The 16,582-nt window shown below is 38.5% G+C and carries 17 protein-coding genes; 5 read left to right on the top strand and 12 right to left on the bottom strand.

Annotated features, from left to right (window positions below; genetic code table 11):
• The first annotated feature begins 56 nt into the window (after positions 1–56).
• From pflA to BSO02S_RS01905, 4 genes are all read left to right on the top strand, one after another.
• A complete protein-coding gene (gene pflA, locus BSO02S_RS01920; RefSeq protein ID WP_066061576.1) occupies positions 57–815 on the top strand; it encodes a pyruvate formate-lyase-activating protein in 759 nt (252 codons plus the stop codon).
• 118 nt (positions 816–933) lie between these two features.
• The gene (locus BSO02S_RS01915) at positions 934–1,224 is read left to right on the top strand and encodes a hypothetical protein (protein ID WP_066061573.1); all 291 of its coding nucleotides are present in this window, start codon (positions 934–936) and stop codon (positions 1,222–1,224) included.
• A gap of 28 nt (positions 1,225–1,252) precedes the next feature.
• On the top strand, positions 1,253–2,044 hold the full coding sequence (gene yidC, locus BSO02S_RS01910) for a membrane protein insertase YidC (protein WP_066061569.1): 792 nt from the start codon (positions 1,253–1,255) through the stop codon (positions 2,042–2,044).
• Positions 2,045–2,175: 131 nt separating this feature from the next.
• The gene (locus tag BSO02S_RS01905; protein WP_096190860.1) at positions 2,176–2,775 is read left to right on the top strand and encodes a YhcN/YlaJ family sporulation lipoprotein; all 600 of its coding nucleotides are present in this window, start codon (positions 2,176–2,178) and stop codon (positions 2,773–2,775) included.
• A 71-nt stretch (positions 2,776–2,846) separates the two neighbouring features.
• On the opposite strand, the gene BSO02S_RS01900 is transcribed toward BSO02S_RS01905, so the two are convergent.
• Positions 2,847–3,050 (bottom strand): DUF6501 family protein, encoded by a 204-nt coding sequence (locus tag BSO02S_RS01900; RefSeq protein WP_066061563.1) that lies wholly within the window; start codon positions 3,048–3,050, stop codon positions 2,847–2,849.
• A 101-nt stretch (positions 3,051–3,151) separates the two neighbouring features.
• Positions 3,152–4,780 carry an AMP-binding protein gene (locus BSO02S_RS01895; protein WP_066061953.1) on the bottom strand — a complete coding sequence of 543 codons (1,629 nt, stop codon included), beginning with the start codon at positions 4,778–4,780 and terminating at the stop codon, positions 3,152–3,154.
• A gap of 248 nt (positions 4,781–5,028) precedes the next feature.
• Here BSO02S_RS01895 and BSO02S_RS01890 point away from each other — a divergent pair, with 248 nt between their 5' ends.
• A complete protein-coding gene (locus tag BSO02S_RS01890; RefSeq protein WP_425320399.1) occupies positions 5,029–5,160 on the top strand; it encodes a sporulation histidine kinase inhibitor Sda in 132 nt (43 codons plus the stop codon).
• Positions 5,161–5,230: 70 nt separating this feature from the next.
• On the opposite strand, the gene odhB is transcribed toward BSO02S_RS01890, so the two are convergent.
• The 10 genes from odhB to trpC all read right to left on the bottom strand — a co-directional run bounded on the left by odhB (position 5,231) and on the right by trpC (position 16,582).
• On the bottom strand, positions 5,231–6,487 hold the full coding sequence (gene odhB, locus BSO02S_RS01885; RefSeq protein ID WP_066061555.1) for a 2-oxoglutarate dehydrogenase complex dihydrolipoyllysine-residue succinyltransferase: 1,257 nt from the start codon (positions 6,485–6,487) through the stop codon (positions 5,231–5,233).
• A complete protein-coding gene (locus BSO02S_RS01880; RefSeq protein WP_066061552.1) occupies positions 6,480–9,329 on the bottom strand; it encodes a 2-oxoglutarate dehydrogenase E1 component in 2,850 nt (949 codons plus the stop codon). The genes odhB and BSO02S_RS01880 overlap by 8 nt, the downstream gene beginning before the upstream one ends.
• 202 nt (positions 9,330–9,531) lie before the next feature.
• Entirely contained in the window at positions 9,532–10,947 is a 1,416-nt protein-coding gene (locus BSO02S_RS01875; RefSeq protein WP_066061549.1) for a HAMP domain-containing sensor histidine kinase, read from the bottom strand.
• Positions 10,944–11,621, bottom strand: a complete 678-nt coding sequence (locus BSO02S_RS01870) for a response regulator transcription factor (RefSeq protein WP_066061546.1) — start codon at positions 11,619–11,621, stop codon at positions 10,944–10,946. Before BSO02S_RS01870 ends, BSO02S_RS01875 begins: the two co-directional genes overlap by 4 nt.
• A 27-nt stretch (positions 11,622–11,648) precedes the next feature.
• Entirely contained in the window at positions 11,649–11,777 is a 129-nt protein-coding gene (locus tag BSO02S_RS28185) for a hypothetical protein (protein WP_268875969.1), read from the bottom strand.
• 143 nt (positions 11,778–11,920) lie between these two features.
• Positions 11,921–13,000, bottom strand: a complete 1,080-nt coding sequence (mnmH, locus tag BSO02S_RS01865) for a tRNA 2-selenouridine(34) synthase MnmH (RefSeq protein ID WP_066061544.1) — start codon at positions 12,998–13,000, stop codon at positions 11,921–11,923.
• A gap of 184 nt (positions 13,001–13,184) precedes the next feature.
• A complete protein-coding gene (trpA, locus tag BSO02S_RS01860) occupies positions 13,185–13,970 on the bottom strand; it encodes a tryptophan synthase subunit alpha (protein ID WP_066061541.1) in 786 nt (261 codons plus the stop codon).
• Between the two features lies 1 nt (position 13,971).
• Positions 13,972–15,171 (bottom strand): tryptophan synthase subunit beta, encoded by a 1,200-nt coding sequence (gene trpB / locus BSO02S_RS01855; protein WP_066061538.1) that lies wholly within the window; start codon positions 15,169–15,171, stop codon positions 13,972–13,974.
• On the bottom strand, positions 15,168–15,794 hold the full coding sequence (locus BSO02S_RS01850) for a phosphoribosylanthranilate isomerase (RefSeq protein WP_066061536.1): 627 nt from the start codon (positions 15,792–15,794) through the stop codon (positions 15,168–15,170). The genes trpB and BSO02S_RS01850 overlap by 4 nt, the downstream gene beginning before the upstream one ends.
• Positions 15,791–16,582 (bottom strand): indole-3-glycerol phosphate synthase TrpC, encoded by a 792-nt coding sequence (gene trpC / locus BSO02S_RS01845; RefSeq protein WP_066061533.1) that lies wholly within the window; start codon positions 16,580–16,582, stop codon positions 15,791–15,793. Before trpC ends, BSO02S_RS01850 begins: the two co-directional genes overlap by 4 nt.

Genomic DNA, 16,582 nt, shown 5'->3' with positions numbered 1-16,582 from the left:
TAACGGAGGCTGACCTTTAGGTCCAGCCTCTGCCCATATGAAAGGGGATCATTACCATGAACGGAAATATTCATTCCATTGAAACATTAGGAACTGTCGACGGACCTGGAATACGTTATGTCATTTTTACGCAAGGGTGTTTGCTGCGCTGTCAGTTTTGCCATAATGCTGATACTTGGGAAATCGGCAGCGGGAAAGAAATGACCGTTTCCGAAATCATGGATGATCTAATGTCCTACCTTCCATTCCTTCAATCTTCAGGCGGGGGTATTACAGTTAGTGGCGGTGAACCCCTGCTGCAAATTCCATTCCTAACAGCATTATTCAAGGAATGTAAAAAGAAAGGCATTCATACAGCAATTGATTCTTCGGGTGGGTGTTTCTCTCATGCAAAACATTTTATAGAGCAGCTTGAAGAGCTTTTGAAGTATACTGACCTTATTTTACTTGATTTAAAACATATCAATCGGAAAAAGCACATTCAGCTGACAGGAATGGCGAATGATCATATTCTTGAGTTTGCCAAATTTTTATCAGACCATGAAATTCCTGTTTGGGTACGCCATGTTCTTGTCCCTACAGTTACAGACGAGACGGAAGATCTTCAAAATCTTGGAGAGTTTATTGGAACACTTGAAAATGTCCAAAAAATTGAAATCCTCCCCTATCATAAACTCGGTGTCTATAAGTGGGTAGCACTTGGACATGAATACCAGTTAAACCATGTTGATTCGCCCACTGAAGAAAACGTGGAATTCGCCCATAAAATGCTGACAGCCCACTGGAAAACAGACTTATCCAAAAAAGCGGATTAACCGCTTTTTTATTTTTAGCAAAGTCTTCATATTCTGGTATATTACCATCGATTAAATTGATTCTTTACTATATCTCCTATATACTCATATCATTGGTATTTAAGTGAGGTGATAATTTTTGTTTCAACTACTCGTAGATAATTCGGATATAAATGCATTAACTGCCCTTTACATCAGTATTTACTTAGGAATTACATTAAAGTTTTTATGGGCATGGAGTGTTGAATACTCATTTTTGGGTTCATTAGCCAATCCTGCCGACACAAAAATTATTCACCCATTGCTTTTTTACAGAAAAAAAAGTTTATTAATCGTGAGCTTTATTCTGAAAAGAATTGTTAAATATATTCGTAGAAAAGAATGTTCTCAGGATGATCCAGAAGAACCTGTTTCCTTCCGTTTTGCCTAATATTTATTAACACATTTTAGGAGGAAATATGAAAACTAAACGTTCTTCAATTACACTAATCACCCTTTTAGCATTAACAACCTTATTGCTGTCTGCATGTTCCGCACAGGATCCAAGCAGCACAAACGGAAACTTTTTTCAGCATTATCTTGTTCATCCTTTATGGATATTTATTCAAGCTGTTGCTGAATTATTTAATGGCAGCTATGGGCTGGCTATTATCCTTGTTACATTAATTATCAGACTTGCCTTAATGCCATTGATGCTTAAACAATATAAAAACCAAATGGTTATGAAGGAAAAGATGGATGTATTAAAGCCTGAAATGGATGTTATTCAGAAGAAAATGAAAACCGAAAAGGATCCAAAAAAGAAACAAGAGCTTCAAGCAGAAATGATGGGTCTATATAAAAAGCATGGTGTCAACCCATTAAATATGGGCTGTTTACCACTGCTGATTCAAATGCCTATTCTTACTGCCTTTTATTATGCTATTCGCGGGTCACAAGAGATTGCCCACCATAAATTCTTATGGTTTAGCCTCGGCCACCCTGATTATGTTATAACGGCACTTGCTGGAGTTATTTACTATTTCCAATTTAAGGTTTCACAAACTAATATGCCCACTGCCCAGCAGCAACAAATGAAATTCATGGGCTTGATGTCCCCACTTATGATTGTGATGTTTTCTTTTAAATCACCAGCTGCACTGCCCCTTTATTGGGTCGTGGGCGGATTGTTCTTAATCATCCAAACAATGATTAGCCACAGCCTATATAAAAGTAAAAAAACAACTGGAGTCCCTCTAAACCAAAAATAAGAGTTGATAGTAAGAAGCATCCCAGGGATGCTTCTTTTGTTCTGTTGGATAAAATCCAAAGTCTAGAATAGGTTTTGTTTAAAAAGGAATACTACTCTTGTACAACATAGACAAAGGAGTGTTCTAACATCATGAAAAAAAGTTTATTTGTCATTGCAACCCTGATATTTAGTCTTTATTTAACTGGCTGCGCACGGAATAACGTAAATGATAATGTCGCAACCCGCAACCGAAATGCAACAGAACCAACTAGGGTAAATTATAATACCCCAAATAATGGCGGTCCTGCAATCACAGGTACTAACAATAGCGATTTAAATATTGATCGAAATGGAAATCGTACCGACCTTACAAATGTTGGTAATGATAATCGGAATAATGTGGGAAACAACCAGTCAAAAATGAGAGTGGCTGACAAAGCCGCAGATAAAGTCGCCAAATTATCTGAAGTCGACCATGCGAATGTTATCGTAACCGATAATAATGCTTATGTAGCAGCTAAGTTGGATCGTTCATCTCGAAACGAACTAACAACAGATATCGAGAATAAAATTTCACGAGCAGTGAAATCAGTCGACTCCGATATCGACCATGTATATGTATCCGTTAACCCAGATTTTTATGACCGAATGAATACCTATTCAGGAGATATTCGCAACGGTAGACCGATTTCTGGATTTTTTAATCAGTTTACCGATACCATCCGCAGAGTGTTTCCAGATGCAAGATAATAGTTAAATTCATTCAAAAGTAAAATGCCTGGCGTTAAGCCAGGCATTTTCATCATATCTGCAGTTTTCACTTATGCATTTTGGAAATATTCCTTATAAAAACCGCCTACTTTTCCGGTATTGTCAATAATGTAATAAAATTCTTCGGTTTCATTTTTTACATCATAGACTTTCCCTGTCGTTAAGGCATTATTAACAAGAAATTTTTTTGCGTCCGTATGAACACATTTTACTTTTTTGAGTGTATCATGGTTACGCCATGTTAAATGAATCATTGCTGCCACCGTTCCTTTCGTTCATTGTCCAATTTCTAGTATAATCATTTCGGCCAGTGATGTGCAACAATAACTGTTATCTTCTTCGTATGAATCAAATGTTATCTTCTTACCGATTCCAATGCTTTTTCTCTGAGAAGAAATTTTTGAATCTTTCCTGAAGCAGTCATTGGGTACGCATCAGTGAACTCAATGTAGCGTGGAATTTTATGTTTGGAAATCTTCCCTTTGCAAAATTCTTTCATCTCATTGGCTTCAGCCGTTTCTCCTTCTTTTAAAATAATCCAAGCCATTATTTCTTCCCCATAGACCTCATCAGGGATTCCAATCACCTGGATATCAAGAACCTTCGGATTAGAGTATAAAAATTCTTCGATCTCGCGAGGATAAATATTTTCTCCGCCTCGGATAATCATATCTTTTAAGCGTCCAGTAATTTTACAATAACCGTTTTCATCCATAACCGCTAAATCACCAGTATGCAGCCATCCTTCCATATCAATGGCTTCACTTGTTGCTGCGCTGTTTTTATAATATCCCTTCATCACATGGTAGCCTTTTGTACAGAGCTCTCCCTGGACACCGTGTGGAACTTCTCTTAAAGTTCCTGGTTCAACAATTTTCACCTCTACATTTGGCAGTGCTTTACCAACTGTCTCAACACGTAATTCAATTGGGTCATCGGTTCTTGTTTGCGTGATTACTGGTGAAGATTCCGTCTGACCGTAGGCAATCGTTATTTCATCAGCTCCCATTTTTTCAATGACCGCCTTCATTACCTCAATCGGGCAGTTAGACCCGGCCATAATCCCGGTTCGCAACGATGAAAGATCATACTTTTCAAAATCAGGATCATTTAATTCAGCTATAAACATCGTAGGAACACCATGAAGCCCTGTACACTTTTCATCTTGGACGGTTTGAAGCACTCTTTTCGGGTTGAATTCCTGGACGGGAACCATTGTTGCACCTACAGAAACACAAGCCATTGTCCCCAGTACACAGCCAAAGCAATGAAAAAAAGGCACAGGAATACATAGCTTATCGGGGACTGCGAGCTTCATACAGTTGGCAATATTAAAGCCGTTATTAACGATATTGTTATGGGTAAGCATAACCCCTTTTGGGAACCCCGTTGTTCCTGAAGTATATTGCATATTGATAACATCATCCGGCTCTAAAGACTCCATCCTTTTATTTAATTCCTCATCAGAGACCGTTTCACCAAGCTTAACTATGTCATTCCATGAGTAGGTTCCCGGATATTTTTTATCCCCTAAGACAATGACATTTTTTAAAAAAGGCAGCTGGCTGCATATCAGCTTGCCTGGCTCAGAATCTTTTAATTCTGGTGCAATTTCATAAATCATATCGATATAGGAAGTGTCCTTCCAAGCATCCATTAAAAGAATGGTGGTTGCATCAGATTGTTTCAATAAATACTCCAGTTCAGTTGTTCGATAATTGGTGTTTACCGTAACCAGAACAGCTCCCATTTTGCCTGTTGCGAATTGAGTTACCAGCCATTCGGGGGTGTTAGTTGACCAAGCAGCAAGTTGCTCTCCTTTGTCAATCCCAAGCTTCATAAAACCCTTTGCAGCATTCCGGCAAATATCATCGAATTCACGATAACTCCACCTTAACTTCCGATCAGAATAAACAACAGCTTCATGCTCTGGGTGCAATTTAGCTTTATCTTCAAGCAGCTTACCAATCGTTACATTTAAAATAGCCGACATTTTCCATCCCCCTTAAGTACAAGTAAACAAAACAAATATAATAAAAACGCCTTCAAAAATATGTTATCATATTTTTTGGAATATTCAATGTTTTACAGCCTTCACTAATCAATCAAAAGTTTGTGAACCTTTTCAACAATTTCTTGAATAAGGGTTCACAAAACGGTTAAAAAGCATTACAATAATTGAAACTGAATATTCAATCCATTTTCCAAGGAGGCATTCGCAATTTGAAAATTATGAGTAACGAGCAGTTGGTTGTTTCGTATCGGGATGCATTAAAGTCTGGTAAGGAAAAGGAAAAAGAATGGATAAAAATTTTAAAAGATGAAATTCAGCGAAGGGGTTTAAGGCCTTTTAAAAACCGTTAATATCACTAAGAAACCAAGTAAAAACCGCTGAAAAGGGACTCAGCGGTTTTTTATTTTGTATTATATTTATTTAACCTTCAAGAAGCAGGTTTTCCGGGTCTTCAAGTAATTCTTTTATTTTACTAAGAAAGCTAACGGCTCCCTTTCCATCGACAATTCGGTGATCATAAGAGAGAGCTACATACATCATTGGCCGGTTTTCCATTCTTTCCTTATCAATCGCCACCGGTCTGAGCTGAATTTTATGCATTCCAAGGATACCAACTTGAGGGCCATTTAGAATCGGTGTGGAAAGTAACGATCCAAACACTCCCCCATTTGTAATCGTAAACGTGCCTCCCTGTAGATCATTTAAGGCTAATTTGTTAGTTCTAGCTTTTTCAGCCAGCTCCATGATATCCATTTCGATTTCCGCAAAGGATTTGCGGTCTGCATCTCTCACCACGGGAACAACAAGTCCTTCTGCTGCTGCAACGGCAATACCAATATCATAAAACTTTTTGATCAACAGCTCATCACCCTGAATTTCCGCATTTATATGCGGAAATTTCTTAAGTGCTGCAACGACGGCTTTTGTAAAAAAGGACATAAATCCAAGACGAACCTCGTTTTCATCAAAGAACTTATCCTTCCTTCGTTTTCGAAGATCCATGACAGCGGTCATATCAATTTCATTAAATGTTGTTAGCATGGCGGCCGTTTGCTGAACTTCGACAAGTCGTTTGGCAATCGTTTGCCGGCGTCTTGACATCCGCTCATAGATGATTGGCTTTGAAGCTTCAGTGCTATTTACCTTTTCACTGCTTTTTTCGACTTTTGAGATGGAATTACTATTCATACTTTCAGGTTGAAAAGAAGAAACATCCTGCTTGCGAATTCTACCAAGTGGGTCATTCGTCGGAACATCATTAAGATTAAAACCCTTTTCTCGAGCAAGCTTACGGGCGGCAGGAGATGCGATTGGTCTCTGATTGCCATCTTCCTGTTTTTCTAATTTTTCAGTTACTGGATTTAATTTTCCAACATCATCTACTGGTTTCTGGGATATAACTTTTTCCTGCGGTTCATTTACCGTTGCTGGTTTATTTTCTTCACTTTCATCCACTACGGCAATTGTCTCGCCAACCCGTACTGTATCTCCCTCAGCAAATTTTTGTTCTGTGATTTTACCAGAAAAGTCTGAAATAATTTCAATATTCACTTTATCGGTTTCTAATTCGACTAGATAATCTCCCTGATTAACATAATCCCCGATATTCTTTAGCCAATTGGCAATCGTACCTTCAGAAATTGATTCAGCTAGTTCTGGTACCTTTATGTCAGCCATTTTTCGAACCTCCATTTTCATCCCGTGTTAGTGCGCTGCTTAGAATTTTTGATTGTCCAAGTTTATGAACATTTGGTTCACCTTCAGCAGGACTGGAACGGCGGCGGCGTCCCGCATAATCCACTTTTATCCCATTAGGAGCGATACCATTAATTCGCGGTTCAACAAAATTCCACGCACCCATATTTTTTGGTTCTTCCTGAACCCAGATAATCTTTTTCACATTTTTATATCTTGTAAAGATTCCCTTTAGGATATTCGTTGGAAAGGGGTAAATTTCTTCTAGTCTTAACACTTGAAGCCATTCATAGCTATCCGCTTCTTTTAATTGATCCGCAATGTCAATCGCTATTTTACCTGAACAAATGACAATTCGCTCCACCCTATCGTTGTCTCTTGTTAATGGAAATTGTTCCATAACAGGTCTAAATTCACCTTCACTCAATTCAGTCCCTGCAGAAGACACATCTGGATTCCTTAAAAGACTTTTAGGTGACATAATCACAAGCGGTCGTACTTCCTCCTTCGAAAGCATGGCGGCCTGACGCCTTAAAACATGAAAATATTGTGCTGCACTTGAGAGGTTTACTATCGTCCAGTTTTTCTCAGCAGCTGATTGTAAGAACCGTTCCAGTCTTCCACTTGAGTGCTCTGGTCCCTGTCCCTCATAACCATGTGGGAGTAATAAGACAAGGCCCGATTTTTGTCCCCATTTCGCCCTGCCCGCTGCGATAAACTGATCGAATATGACTTGTGCCGCATTTGCAAAATCACCATACTGCGCCTCCCAAATAACCAAGGTTTCTGGGGAAAAGACCGTATATCCATATTCAAAACCAAGCACCGCCGCTTCTGTTAACGGGCTATTGTACACGGCAAATGATGCTTTTGCATCAGAAACAAGATGAAGCGGTGTGAATGTTTTTCCGGTTTGGCTATCATGAAGCACTAAATTACGTTGGGCAAAGGTCCCCCGCTCTGAATCTTGTCCTGATAACCGAATCGGCGTCCCATCAGTTAAAATTGTTGCAAATGCAAGTGTTTCAGCTAAAGCCCAATCAACTTTTCCCATCTTAGTTAATGCCTCAGATCGCCTCTTTAAAATTTTCTCCAGTTTAGTAAATACCTTAAAATCTTTTGGCCAATTTAATAATTCTTTGTTTATCTTTTGCAAGGTTTCTAAAGGAACATTTGTGATAATTGATTCCTCTCCCTTGTTAAAAACAGGAGGTTCAGGAACCTTTATTTCCGAATCCTTTGGCAGCATTGAAGCTTTTCGAAAAGAGGTTTCAAGTTTATCATGGATATTCTTTTCGATACCGATTAATTCACTTTCATTGACGACTCCTTCGTTCTTCAGTCTTTCTGCATAAATTTCTTTAACGGTTGAGTGTTTATGAATAATGGTATACATTTGCGGACTTGTTGTCATTGGCTCATCCATTTCATTATGGCCAAATCTTCGATAGCCCACTAAGTCAATAAGAAAATCCTTGTGAAAAACGGCACGGTATTCTGCCGCTAAATAGGCAGCAGAAAGACAGGCATCCGGGTCATCTGCATTTACATGGATGATGGGAATTTCAAAGCCTTTTGCAAGATCACTTGCATAACGTGTCGACCGGGAATCTTCAGATTCTGTGGTAAACCCTATTGTATTATTGGAAATAATATGAATAGTACCTCCTGTTCGATATCCCTTTAGCCGGCTTAAATTTAATGTTTCGGCAACAATCCCTTCACCAGGAAATGCTGCATCTCCATGGATCAATATCGCAAGTGCAGAATTTTGCTTCTCAACAGGAAATCCTTGTTTTTCTTTTTCGTCTTGTGCAGCCCTTGTGAAGCCTTCAACCACGGCACCCACATATTCTAGATGACTAGGATTATTAGCAAGCGATACTTTGGCCTTCACAGTATTTTCTGCCGTGATTTGTCTGTTTAAGCCAAGATGGTATTTAACATCGCCTGTCCAGCCAAAATTAATGCCAATCGAACCCTCTGAGGGAACAAGTTCTTTGTTCGGTGCATGCTGAAACTCGGCAAAAATCATTTCATAGGGTTTTCCAAGTACATGGGCAAGGACATTTAATCTACCCCGGTGGGCCATCCCGATGTTTAGATATTGAGCACCATCATGAACAGCTTTAGAAATAATTTCATCAATAATTGGGACCATGACATCTAGTCCTTCAATGGAAAAACGTTTTTGACCAACAAATGTTTTATGCAGAAACCGTTCGAATTCTTCTACTTCATACAGCCGTTTTAAGGTACTTAACCTCTTATCCCTTGATATAGGGGTTTGGAAACTGCTTGCTTCGATTCTTTCAATTAACCAATTCTTTTCCTCGACCTTGTTTACATGATTAAACTCATACGCGATTGATTTAGTGTAAACTTCCTTCAAATGCTGAAATGCTTCCAAAGCCGTCCCCCTTGATATGGGACTATTTCTATAAAGAATTTCAGCAGGTATTCTTTTTAAATCCTCCTCTGTAAGTCCATACTCCCCGAGTTCAAGATGTGACCGATCTGGTACGTGATTTCCTAAAGGATAAATGTTTGCTGCCAAGTGCCCGTAGGTTCGAATATTATCGGCAAGTTTTACTGCTGCTAATATTTTTTCTTGATGATTATCTTGAGGTTCCGAGGCCGTTGGAACCGTATTTGAATAAATGGAAAAGTCCGACTCTTCCATTTGTTCAAATTGCACCCTCAGCTCCTGATCTACGGCTGAAGGGTCCTCCTTATACCTTTCAAATTGGTCAATCAAATAGCCAAGATTGGGACCAATAAATTTATCTAGGAAAGCTTTTTTTTCTGTTTCTGGACTTTTCATCCATTGAACCCCCTTAAACCATACGTTTCTTAAAACCAATCTTTATTACTATTATCATTTCATAATAAAATGAACCTGAAATTAACATAAATCAATATATTCTTATTAATGTATACCCTTTTCGTGTGAAAATAAAAAAGGATTTCCCAAAATAACTTTTGAGAAACCCTTTTTAGTACTTAAATGGGTGGTAATAAAAAAATTAGCCGTTATCCTTTGTAAATACGATTGGCAGAACAACTTTAACCATTGTTCCAACACCTTTATTACTTTCAATGGAAATGGTTCCATTATGCTTTCTTATTAACTGCTTGGCAATCGATAGCCCCAAACCTGTCCCGCCGCTGTCACGACTTCTCGCTTTATCAATTCGGTAAAAACGATTAAACACCTTTTTTATATGTTCAGCACCTATACCAATGCCACTGTCCTTTACCGATATCATCATCCCGTTTTCGATTTGTTGGGCAGAAATCAAGATTGTTTTATTTTCACTGGCATATTTTATCGAATTGTCTATCAGGATGATCAAAACTTGTTCTAAATGTTGGTCCGATATTGCTATCATTGGCAATTGCGGTGCTAATTCCATTTTAAAATGGAATTCGGGATGAACAACTTCTAAATTTTTTAAAAGTGGCAGTAATATGGCATGGATATCTGCTTTTTCCATGTTTATCATCCTTGGATTCTCAGCTCTTGTTAAGTCGAGCAAGGTGATAATTAGTTTTTTTAACCTTGTAATTTCTTGGAGGGAAGCACCTAATGATTCTTCTAAAATGGCAGGATCCTTTTTGCCCCAACGATTCAAAAGTGAGAGATGTCCTTCAAGAATGGACACTGGTGTCCTTAATTCATGGGAAGCATCTTCAACAAACTGTTTTTGCTGCAAAAAAGACTTTTCAATTTCATCCATCATTTCATTAAAAACATTGGTGAGATCTGTGAATTCATCCTTTTGTTTATAGACTGCCATTCTTCCCTGAAAACCATTTTCTTTAATCCTTTTCATTGCCCGCGTTAATTCTCTTACTGGTTTTAACAGCTGTCTGGCAAGAAAAAAGCCGCTAATTGCACTAAAAAGGATAGCTATTATGCCAAAAATGGTCATTACCCAAAAGAGGTGGCCCATCATTTTATTATAATTAAACAATTGTCGGACAATCTCAATCGTTGCGGTAAAGTTATTAGCTTTTATTGGGTATCTTGCAATAAGTGCTTCATTACCTTCAATTGAGACTTTTTCATTCATTTGTATTTTTACAGGAGTTGGTTCTAATACTGAGAATTCTCCATTTTTATCAGAAACTAGGATTTCTCCGGTTTGATCATACACCCGTATAAGCTGGTCTTTATCATTCATTTTCCGGAGAAAACCTCCGCTATTTTCAAAATCCCTTCGTGTTAACAGATCCGCCTTTTCCTTATAAAAGGTGGAAATATCCGCTATGGTTCTGTTTAACGCAATTTCTTCCCGATTCATCATCCATTTTGAAACGGTATGATATTCTAAAAAGCTAAATAAAAAAAAGGTTAAAAAAATAGCAGATGAACCGCTCATTACCAATTTAGTCTGCCATGAAAGTCTATTAATATAAATATTTATTCTTTTAATCATCTCATTACATATCCCGTACCACGTACAGTTTGAATATAGCTTGCTTCATTTTGCACGTCAATTTTATTTCTTAAGTAGCGGACATATACATCAACAACATTTGTTTCAACGCCAGTGCTGTATCCCCACACCTTATTTAATAACACTTCTCTTGTTAATACGATATTAATATTGCTCATAAAAATAACTAACAGGTCATACTCTCGTTTAGTAAGACCAATCACTTTATCACCCTTTTTCACCACACAGGATTCAAGCTCAACAACGAGATCTTTAAAGGTGATGATTGTCAGTTCTGTTGTGGCTAAAGCCTCCACTCTTCTAAGTAACGACCTTAGTCTAGCCAATAATTCTTCAATTGCGAAGGGCTTAACAATGTAGTCATCGGCCCCGCTATCAAGCCCAGATACCCGGTCTAGTACACTATCACGCGCTGTAATCATCATAATTGGGATGGTCTTATTTGTTTGCCTTATTCTTCGACATACTTCCATTCCATTCAATTCGGGCAGCATTAAATCAAGTAAAATCGCATCCCATTTTTCAGAAAATGCTAATTGTAATCCAGTTCGCCCGTCGGAAGCAACTGTTGTATCATAACCCTCATAATTCATTTCAAGTTCAATAAACCTAGCTAAATTTTTCTCATCTTCTATAATTAATAGTTTTGGCATTTTTTCACGCTCACATTAGTTTTACATTTATTTTAACTGATGTTTATCTTGAATAAAATTAATTACCGCATGAAATATTTCAATAGATTGGTAGGAAATAAGAGAAAGTGCAGTTAACGAAAAGAAACCAACAATAATAAATCGAGCCCATAACATGTTGCATTCCTCCTTTTCATCATTTTACCCCCTTAAAAGGAAGACACGATGAAAAGTAAATGAGAATTCCCTTAGAAAAAAAGAAAAACAAAAAGGCACACATTAAAAAAACGTGCGCTTCAGGTATGGGATATTATTTTTGATTAAAATTGATTATTTAATATACTATTAGGCTGGAGTAATAACTCATCAAGTTTAGCTGCAATTTTTTCAGCTGCATCCACTGGATCTTCCGCAAATATTTCAAAAAATTCTCCTTCATACTCCTGTCTAGCATGGTCGTAGCGTGGGTCGTAATAATGTTCGAGTAATATCCTAATCATATCTGGATAATTTCGATCCGCTAATGTTTGCTCCAGCATTTTTTTGATTTCAATATCCTTTACACGTCTTAACACCTTTTCAATCCCATCAGAAATTTTTTCAAAATACCAAGGCTCTTCCTTATATGGCAAAACATACTCTGAAACAAGAAGTTTAACCCTTTGTTCAATGGGCGTGTGCAGATTTATATTAATCCCATGCATTCTTTTAGCCATTAATTCCTCCGATTGGACCGCCTTTCCAATCCGCTTGCTTTCTGCCTCAACAAGAAAATATTCTGCACCTTTAATTTCTACAAGTCCTTTAAATAAAAGCGAGTCAAACGTTTTTTGGTTATGACCTTCACCAAGCCCAATCGTTCCGAAAATCGAACCGCGATGGCCTGCCATTTCTTCAAGGTCTAAGATTGGATATCCCTTTACTTTCAAATACTTTAACACTTCAGTTTTTCCCACACCGGTTAACCCATGTAATACAATCGCTTTGTTAGGAAGCATTGTTGGTAACTGCTCAAGAATATAATGACGGTATGCCTTGTAGCCGCCAAGTAAACGCCAAGAGTAAATCCCGGCAAATTCTAAAAAGGTCACGACTGCCTTGCTCCGCATACCGCCCCGCCAACAATGGATGATAAGCTCCGTCTCTTTAGAAACGTATTTTTTTATCGTCTGAAGGAGAACAGGAATTTTTGGAGAAACGATTTCCATTGCCTTCCATTTAGCCACTGCCGGCCCTTCATGTTTGTAAATGGTTCCAATAACCTGCCGTTCATCATCCGAAAATAACGGAACATTGATTGCTCCTGGAATAGCACCATCCTTAAACTCAATTGGTGAGCGTATATCGATGATTATCGGTTTCTTTATAGTTAAAAGTTCTTCAATAGTGATTTCCTTCATATAACCTACGCTCCTTAAAAAATCTATAAAAAACAAACGAAACTTCCACAACTGGAAGTTTCATACGATGTTTCATTATCAGTATAATTATATTATATAGGAGATAACCGCCGCTATCAAGAAGGTCGTTCCACTCCCCTGTAAAGCTTGTCCCATAGTTGGTCCCATTCCAAGGATTTCTTCACTAGACCATCTTTGATTCTTTTTTAAAAACGGACATTAAATCTGCCATTTCGCTCAGATTATTAGCCTTGAATAAATCGATAATTTTACTACCAACTATCACCCCGTCACACGCGGTTGATAATTCTGTTATTTGTTTTTGATTGGAAATTCCGAAGCCAGCCAGTACAGGAATCGGGCTTACCTCCTTAACCTCCTTTAAAAATCGGTTTAAATCACCCTCATATTCATTCCTTGCGCCTGTAATCCCTTTCACCGTCACAGTGTATAAAAACCCATTTCCTTTGCTTGCAATAGTTTTAATTCTCTCCAGTGGAGTGGTAAGCGTTACGAGGCGAATTAATTCTATCTGTACATTAGCAAGCTGTGCCGTAATCATTTCTTCTTCCTCAATCGGGAGATCCGGAATAATGCATCCATCCACACCAGCATTTCGAATATCTCGTACAAATCCATCTATTCCGTAAGAATAAATAGGATTTAAGTAGGTCATGAGGATAATCGGAACAGATATTATCTCCCGGGCTTTTGCTAGTTCTGTAATGATTCCCCTTAACGTGGTCCCTCTTTCAAGGGCTCTAATCCCTGCCTGTTGGATGGTTGGTCCATCCGCTACAGGGTCAGAAAAAGGGACTCCCACTTCAATTGCGGTTGCACCAAATTGCTCCAGCATTTCCAATCGCTCAGTCAAACACTCTAATCCGCCATCCCCGGCCATTATGTAGGGGACAAAGGCTTTTCTATTGTTTTCTTTTAATAGTGAAAAGGTTTGTTCAATACGGTTCATATTATTTCTTCCCTCCGAGAATGGTTTTCACGGTATCTACATCTTTATCCCCGCGTCCAGATAGACAAACGACTAAATTCTTAGCAGCACTCAATTCAGCTGCAAGCTTTACTGCGAAGGCAATGGCATGGGCACTCTCAAGTGCCGGGATGATTCCTTCAACCTTGGATAAAAGCTGAAAAGCGTCAAGTGCCTCTAAATCTGTAATGGAGTGATATTTTGCCCTGCCAATGTCCTTTAGATAGCTATGTTCCGGTCCTACACCAGGATAATCAAGTCCGGCCGAAATGGAATGGGCTTCTTGAATTTGACCATCCTGATCTTGCAAAAGATACATTAAAGAGCCGTGTAAAACACCTGGTTTCCCCTTTGTTAAAGAAGCAGCATGAAATTCTGTATCTACACCTCGTCCAGCGGCTTCAATTCCAAATAGACTTACCTCTTCGTCCTCAATAAACGGATGGAACATTCCCATCGCATTGCTTCCACCGCCAATACAGGCAATAACCGCATCCGGAAGTTTTCCTTGGCTTAATTGGAATTGTTTTTTTGTTTCCTTGCCAATAACGCTTTGAAAGTCTCTGACCATCTGCGGGAAGGGATGCGGTCCCATCACAGACCCTAATAAATAGTGGGTATCATCTACATTTGCGACCCAGTACCTTAATGCTTCGTTAACCGCATCTTTTAATGTGGCACTTCCGGAGGTGACACTGACAACTTTTGCCCCAAGTAGTTCCATCCGAAAAACATTTAAAGCCTGTCTTTTGATATCTTCTTCGCCCATAAAAACGATACAATCCAGATTTAAAAGTGCACAAACGGTTGCTGTTGCCACACCATGCTGACCCGCTCCAGTTTCCGCAACAATTTTTTTCTTACCCATTCTGACAGCTAACAAGGCCTGCCCGATAGCGTTATTTATCTTATGTGCACCCGTATGGTTCAAATCTTCTCTTTTTAGATAAATCTTTGCTCCACCAGCATATTTTGTTAGATTCTCAGCAAAATATAACGGAGTCTCCCTACCTACATAGTCTTTTAATAATCTTTTAATTTCAGATTGAAAGTTTGCATCTATTTTTGCGTCTTCATAAGCATCATTTAATTCATTTACTGCTTTCATCAGTGTTTCTGGTACAAATCTTCCCCCAAATATGCCGAAATGGCCCAATTCATTTGGTAATGTATATGTGTTCATTTTGTTATCCCTCCAATTAGGCTCCCTTTAACCTTTTCAATAAATGTCTTAATCTTTTCAAGATCTTTTTTCCCATTCGTTTCTACTCCAGAGCTTACATCCACCATATACGGTTGAATTATATTTATCGCATCTTCAACATTGCCCACATGCAAACCGCCGGCAAGGATGACTTTTTTGCTGCTAATTAATTGAGGGCTGACCTCTCTCCAATTAAATACAGTACCATTTCCTCCTCTGTATTTTCCCTTTGGACTGTCGAGTAAAATAAAGTCACTTGGAAAATCCTTTAAGCTTTCTAGACTCTCATTTCCTTGAAAACTTAATGCCTTTATGACAGGTAAGGAAAGTGATTCACTGAACGATGCTGTTTCGTCCCCGTGTAATTGGATATGCGTAAGACCGACACAGGAAGCAATTTCTTCTATCTCCTCCTTCGTTTCATTTACAAATACACCAACCTTAAATACCTCCTTAGGCAAATGTGCAGCAATTTCTGTTGCCTTTTCAATAGAAACTTTTCGCTTACTTTCTGCAAATACGAACCCTATTGCATCTGCCCCATATCGGGAGGCCGTAATCCCTGTTTCCACATCGGTTATTCCACAAATTTTCACTTTCATCTTCTTACACCTTCCTCAAGCGGCAAACGAAAGTCTAAAAAGGATTGTTTTACATCGGCACTTTTCATAAAAGCTTCTCCGACTAAAATCCCATTAGCACCTGCATTTCTAACACGCGCCACATCCTCTTGATGTTGAATTCCACTTTCACTGATGAGATAGGCACCAGTCCCTTTTACGATAGAAGCTAATATCTCTGTTACTTCAAGCGAGACATGAAACGTTTTTAAGTCTCGATTATTCACCCCAATAAGCTTGGCACCTGTCTTAAGCGCTTTTTCCAGCTCCTCCAGATTATGAACCTCCACCAATACCTCCAAGCCTAAGCCCTTCGCATACTGAAAAAGTTCTACTAGTTTATTTTCGTCTAATGCTGCCACAATCAATAAAATGATATCAGCTCCATTTAAGGCGGCGAGATCAATTTGCAGCCGATCAATGATAAAGTCTTTACATAGAATAGGCAGGTTCACTTTGCGACGAACAGCTTGTAAATCTAAGAAAGATCCTTTAAAAAAGGTTTGATCAGTCAGGACTGAAATAGCAGAAGCCCCGTATTCTTCATATAAACCCGCTTGATAGGACGGCTCTATCTTGTTATTAATTATTCCTTTTGAAGGTGATGCGCGCTTAAATTCAGATATAATGGATATTTCATTTGCTGTTTGCAGCTTCTGAATAAAAGACTTTCTCGGTTGCAACGCATCCAGTAATGGTTGTTTCCCTTCACGAAGCATGGAAACCTCTTTTTTCTTATGGTCAATGATTTTATCTAAGATTGTTTCCAA

Origin of the sequence: Neobacillus soli NBRC 102451 (assembly GCF_001591665.1) — a bacterium.
Lineage (GTDB): Bacteria > Bacillota > Bacilli > Bacillales > Cytobacillaceae > Neobacillus > Neobacillus soli.
This window is presented reverse-complemented; position numbering and strand designations above follow the sequence as displayed.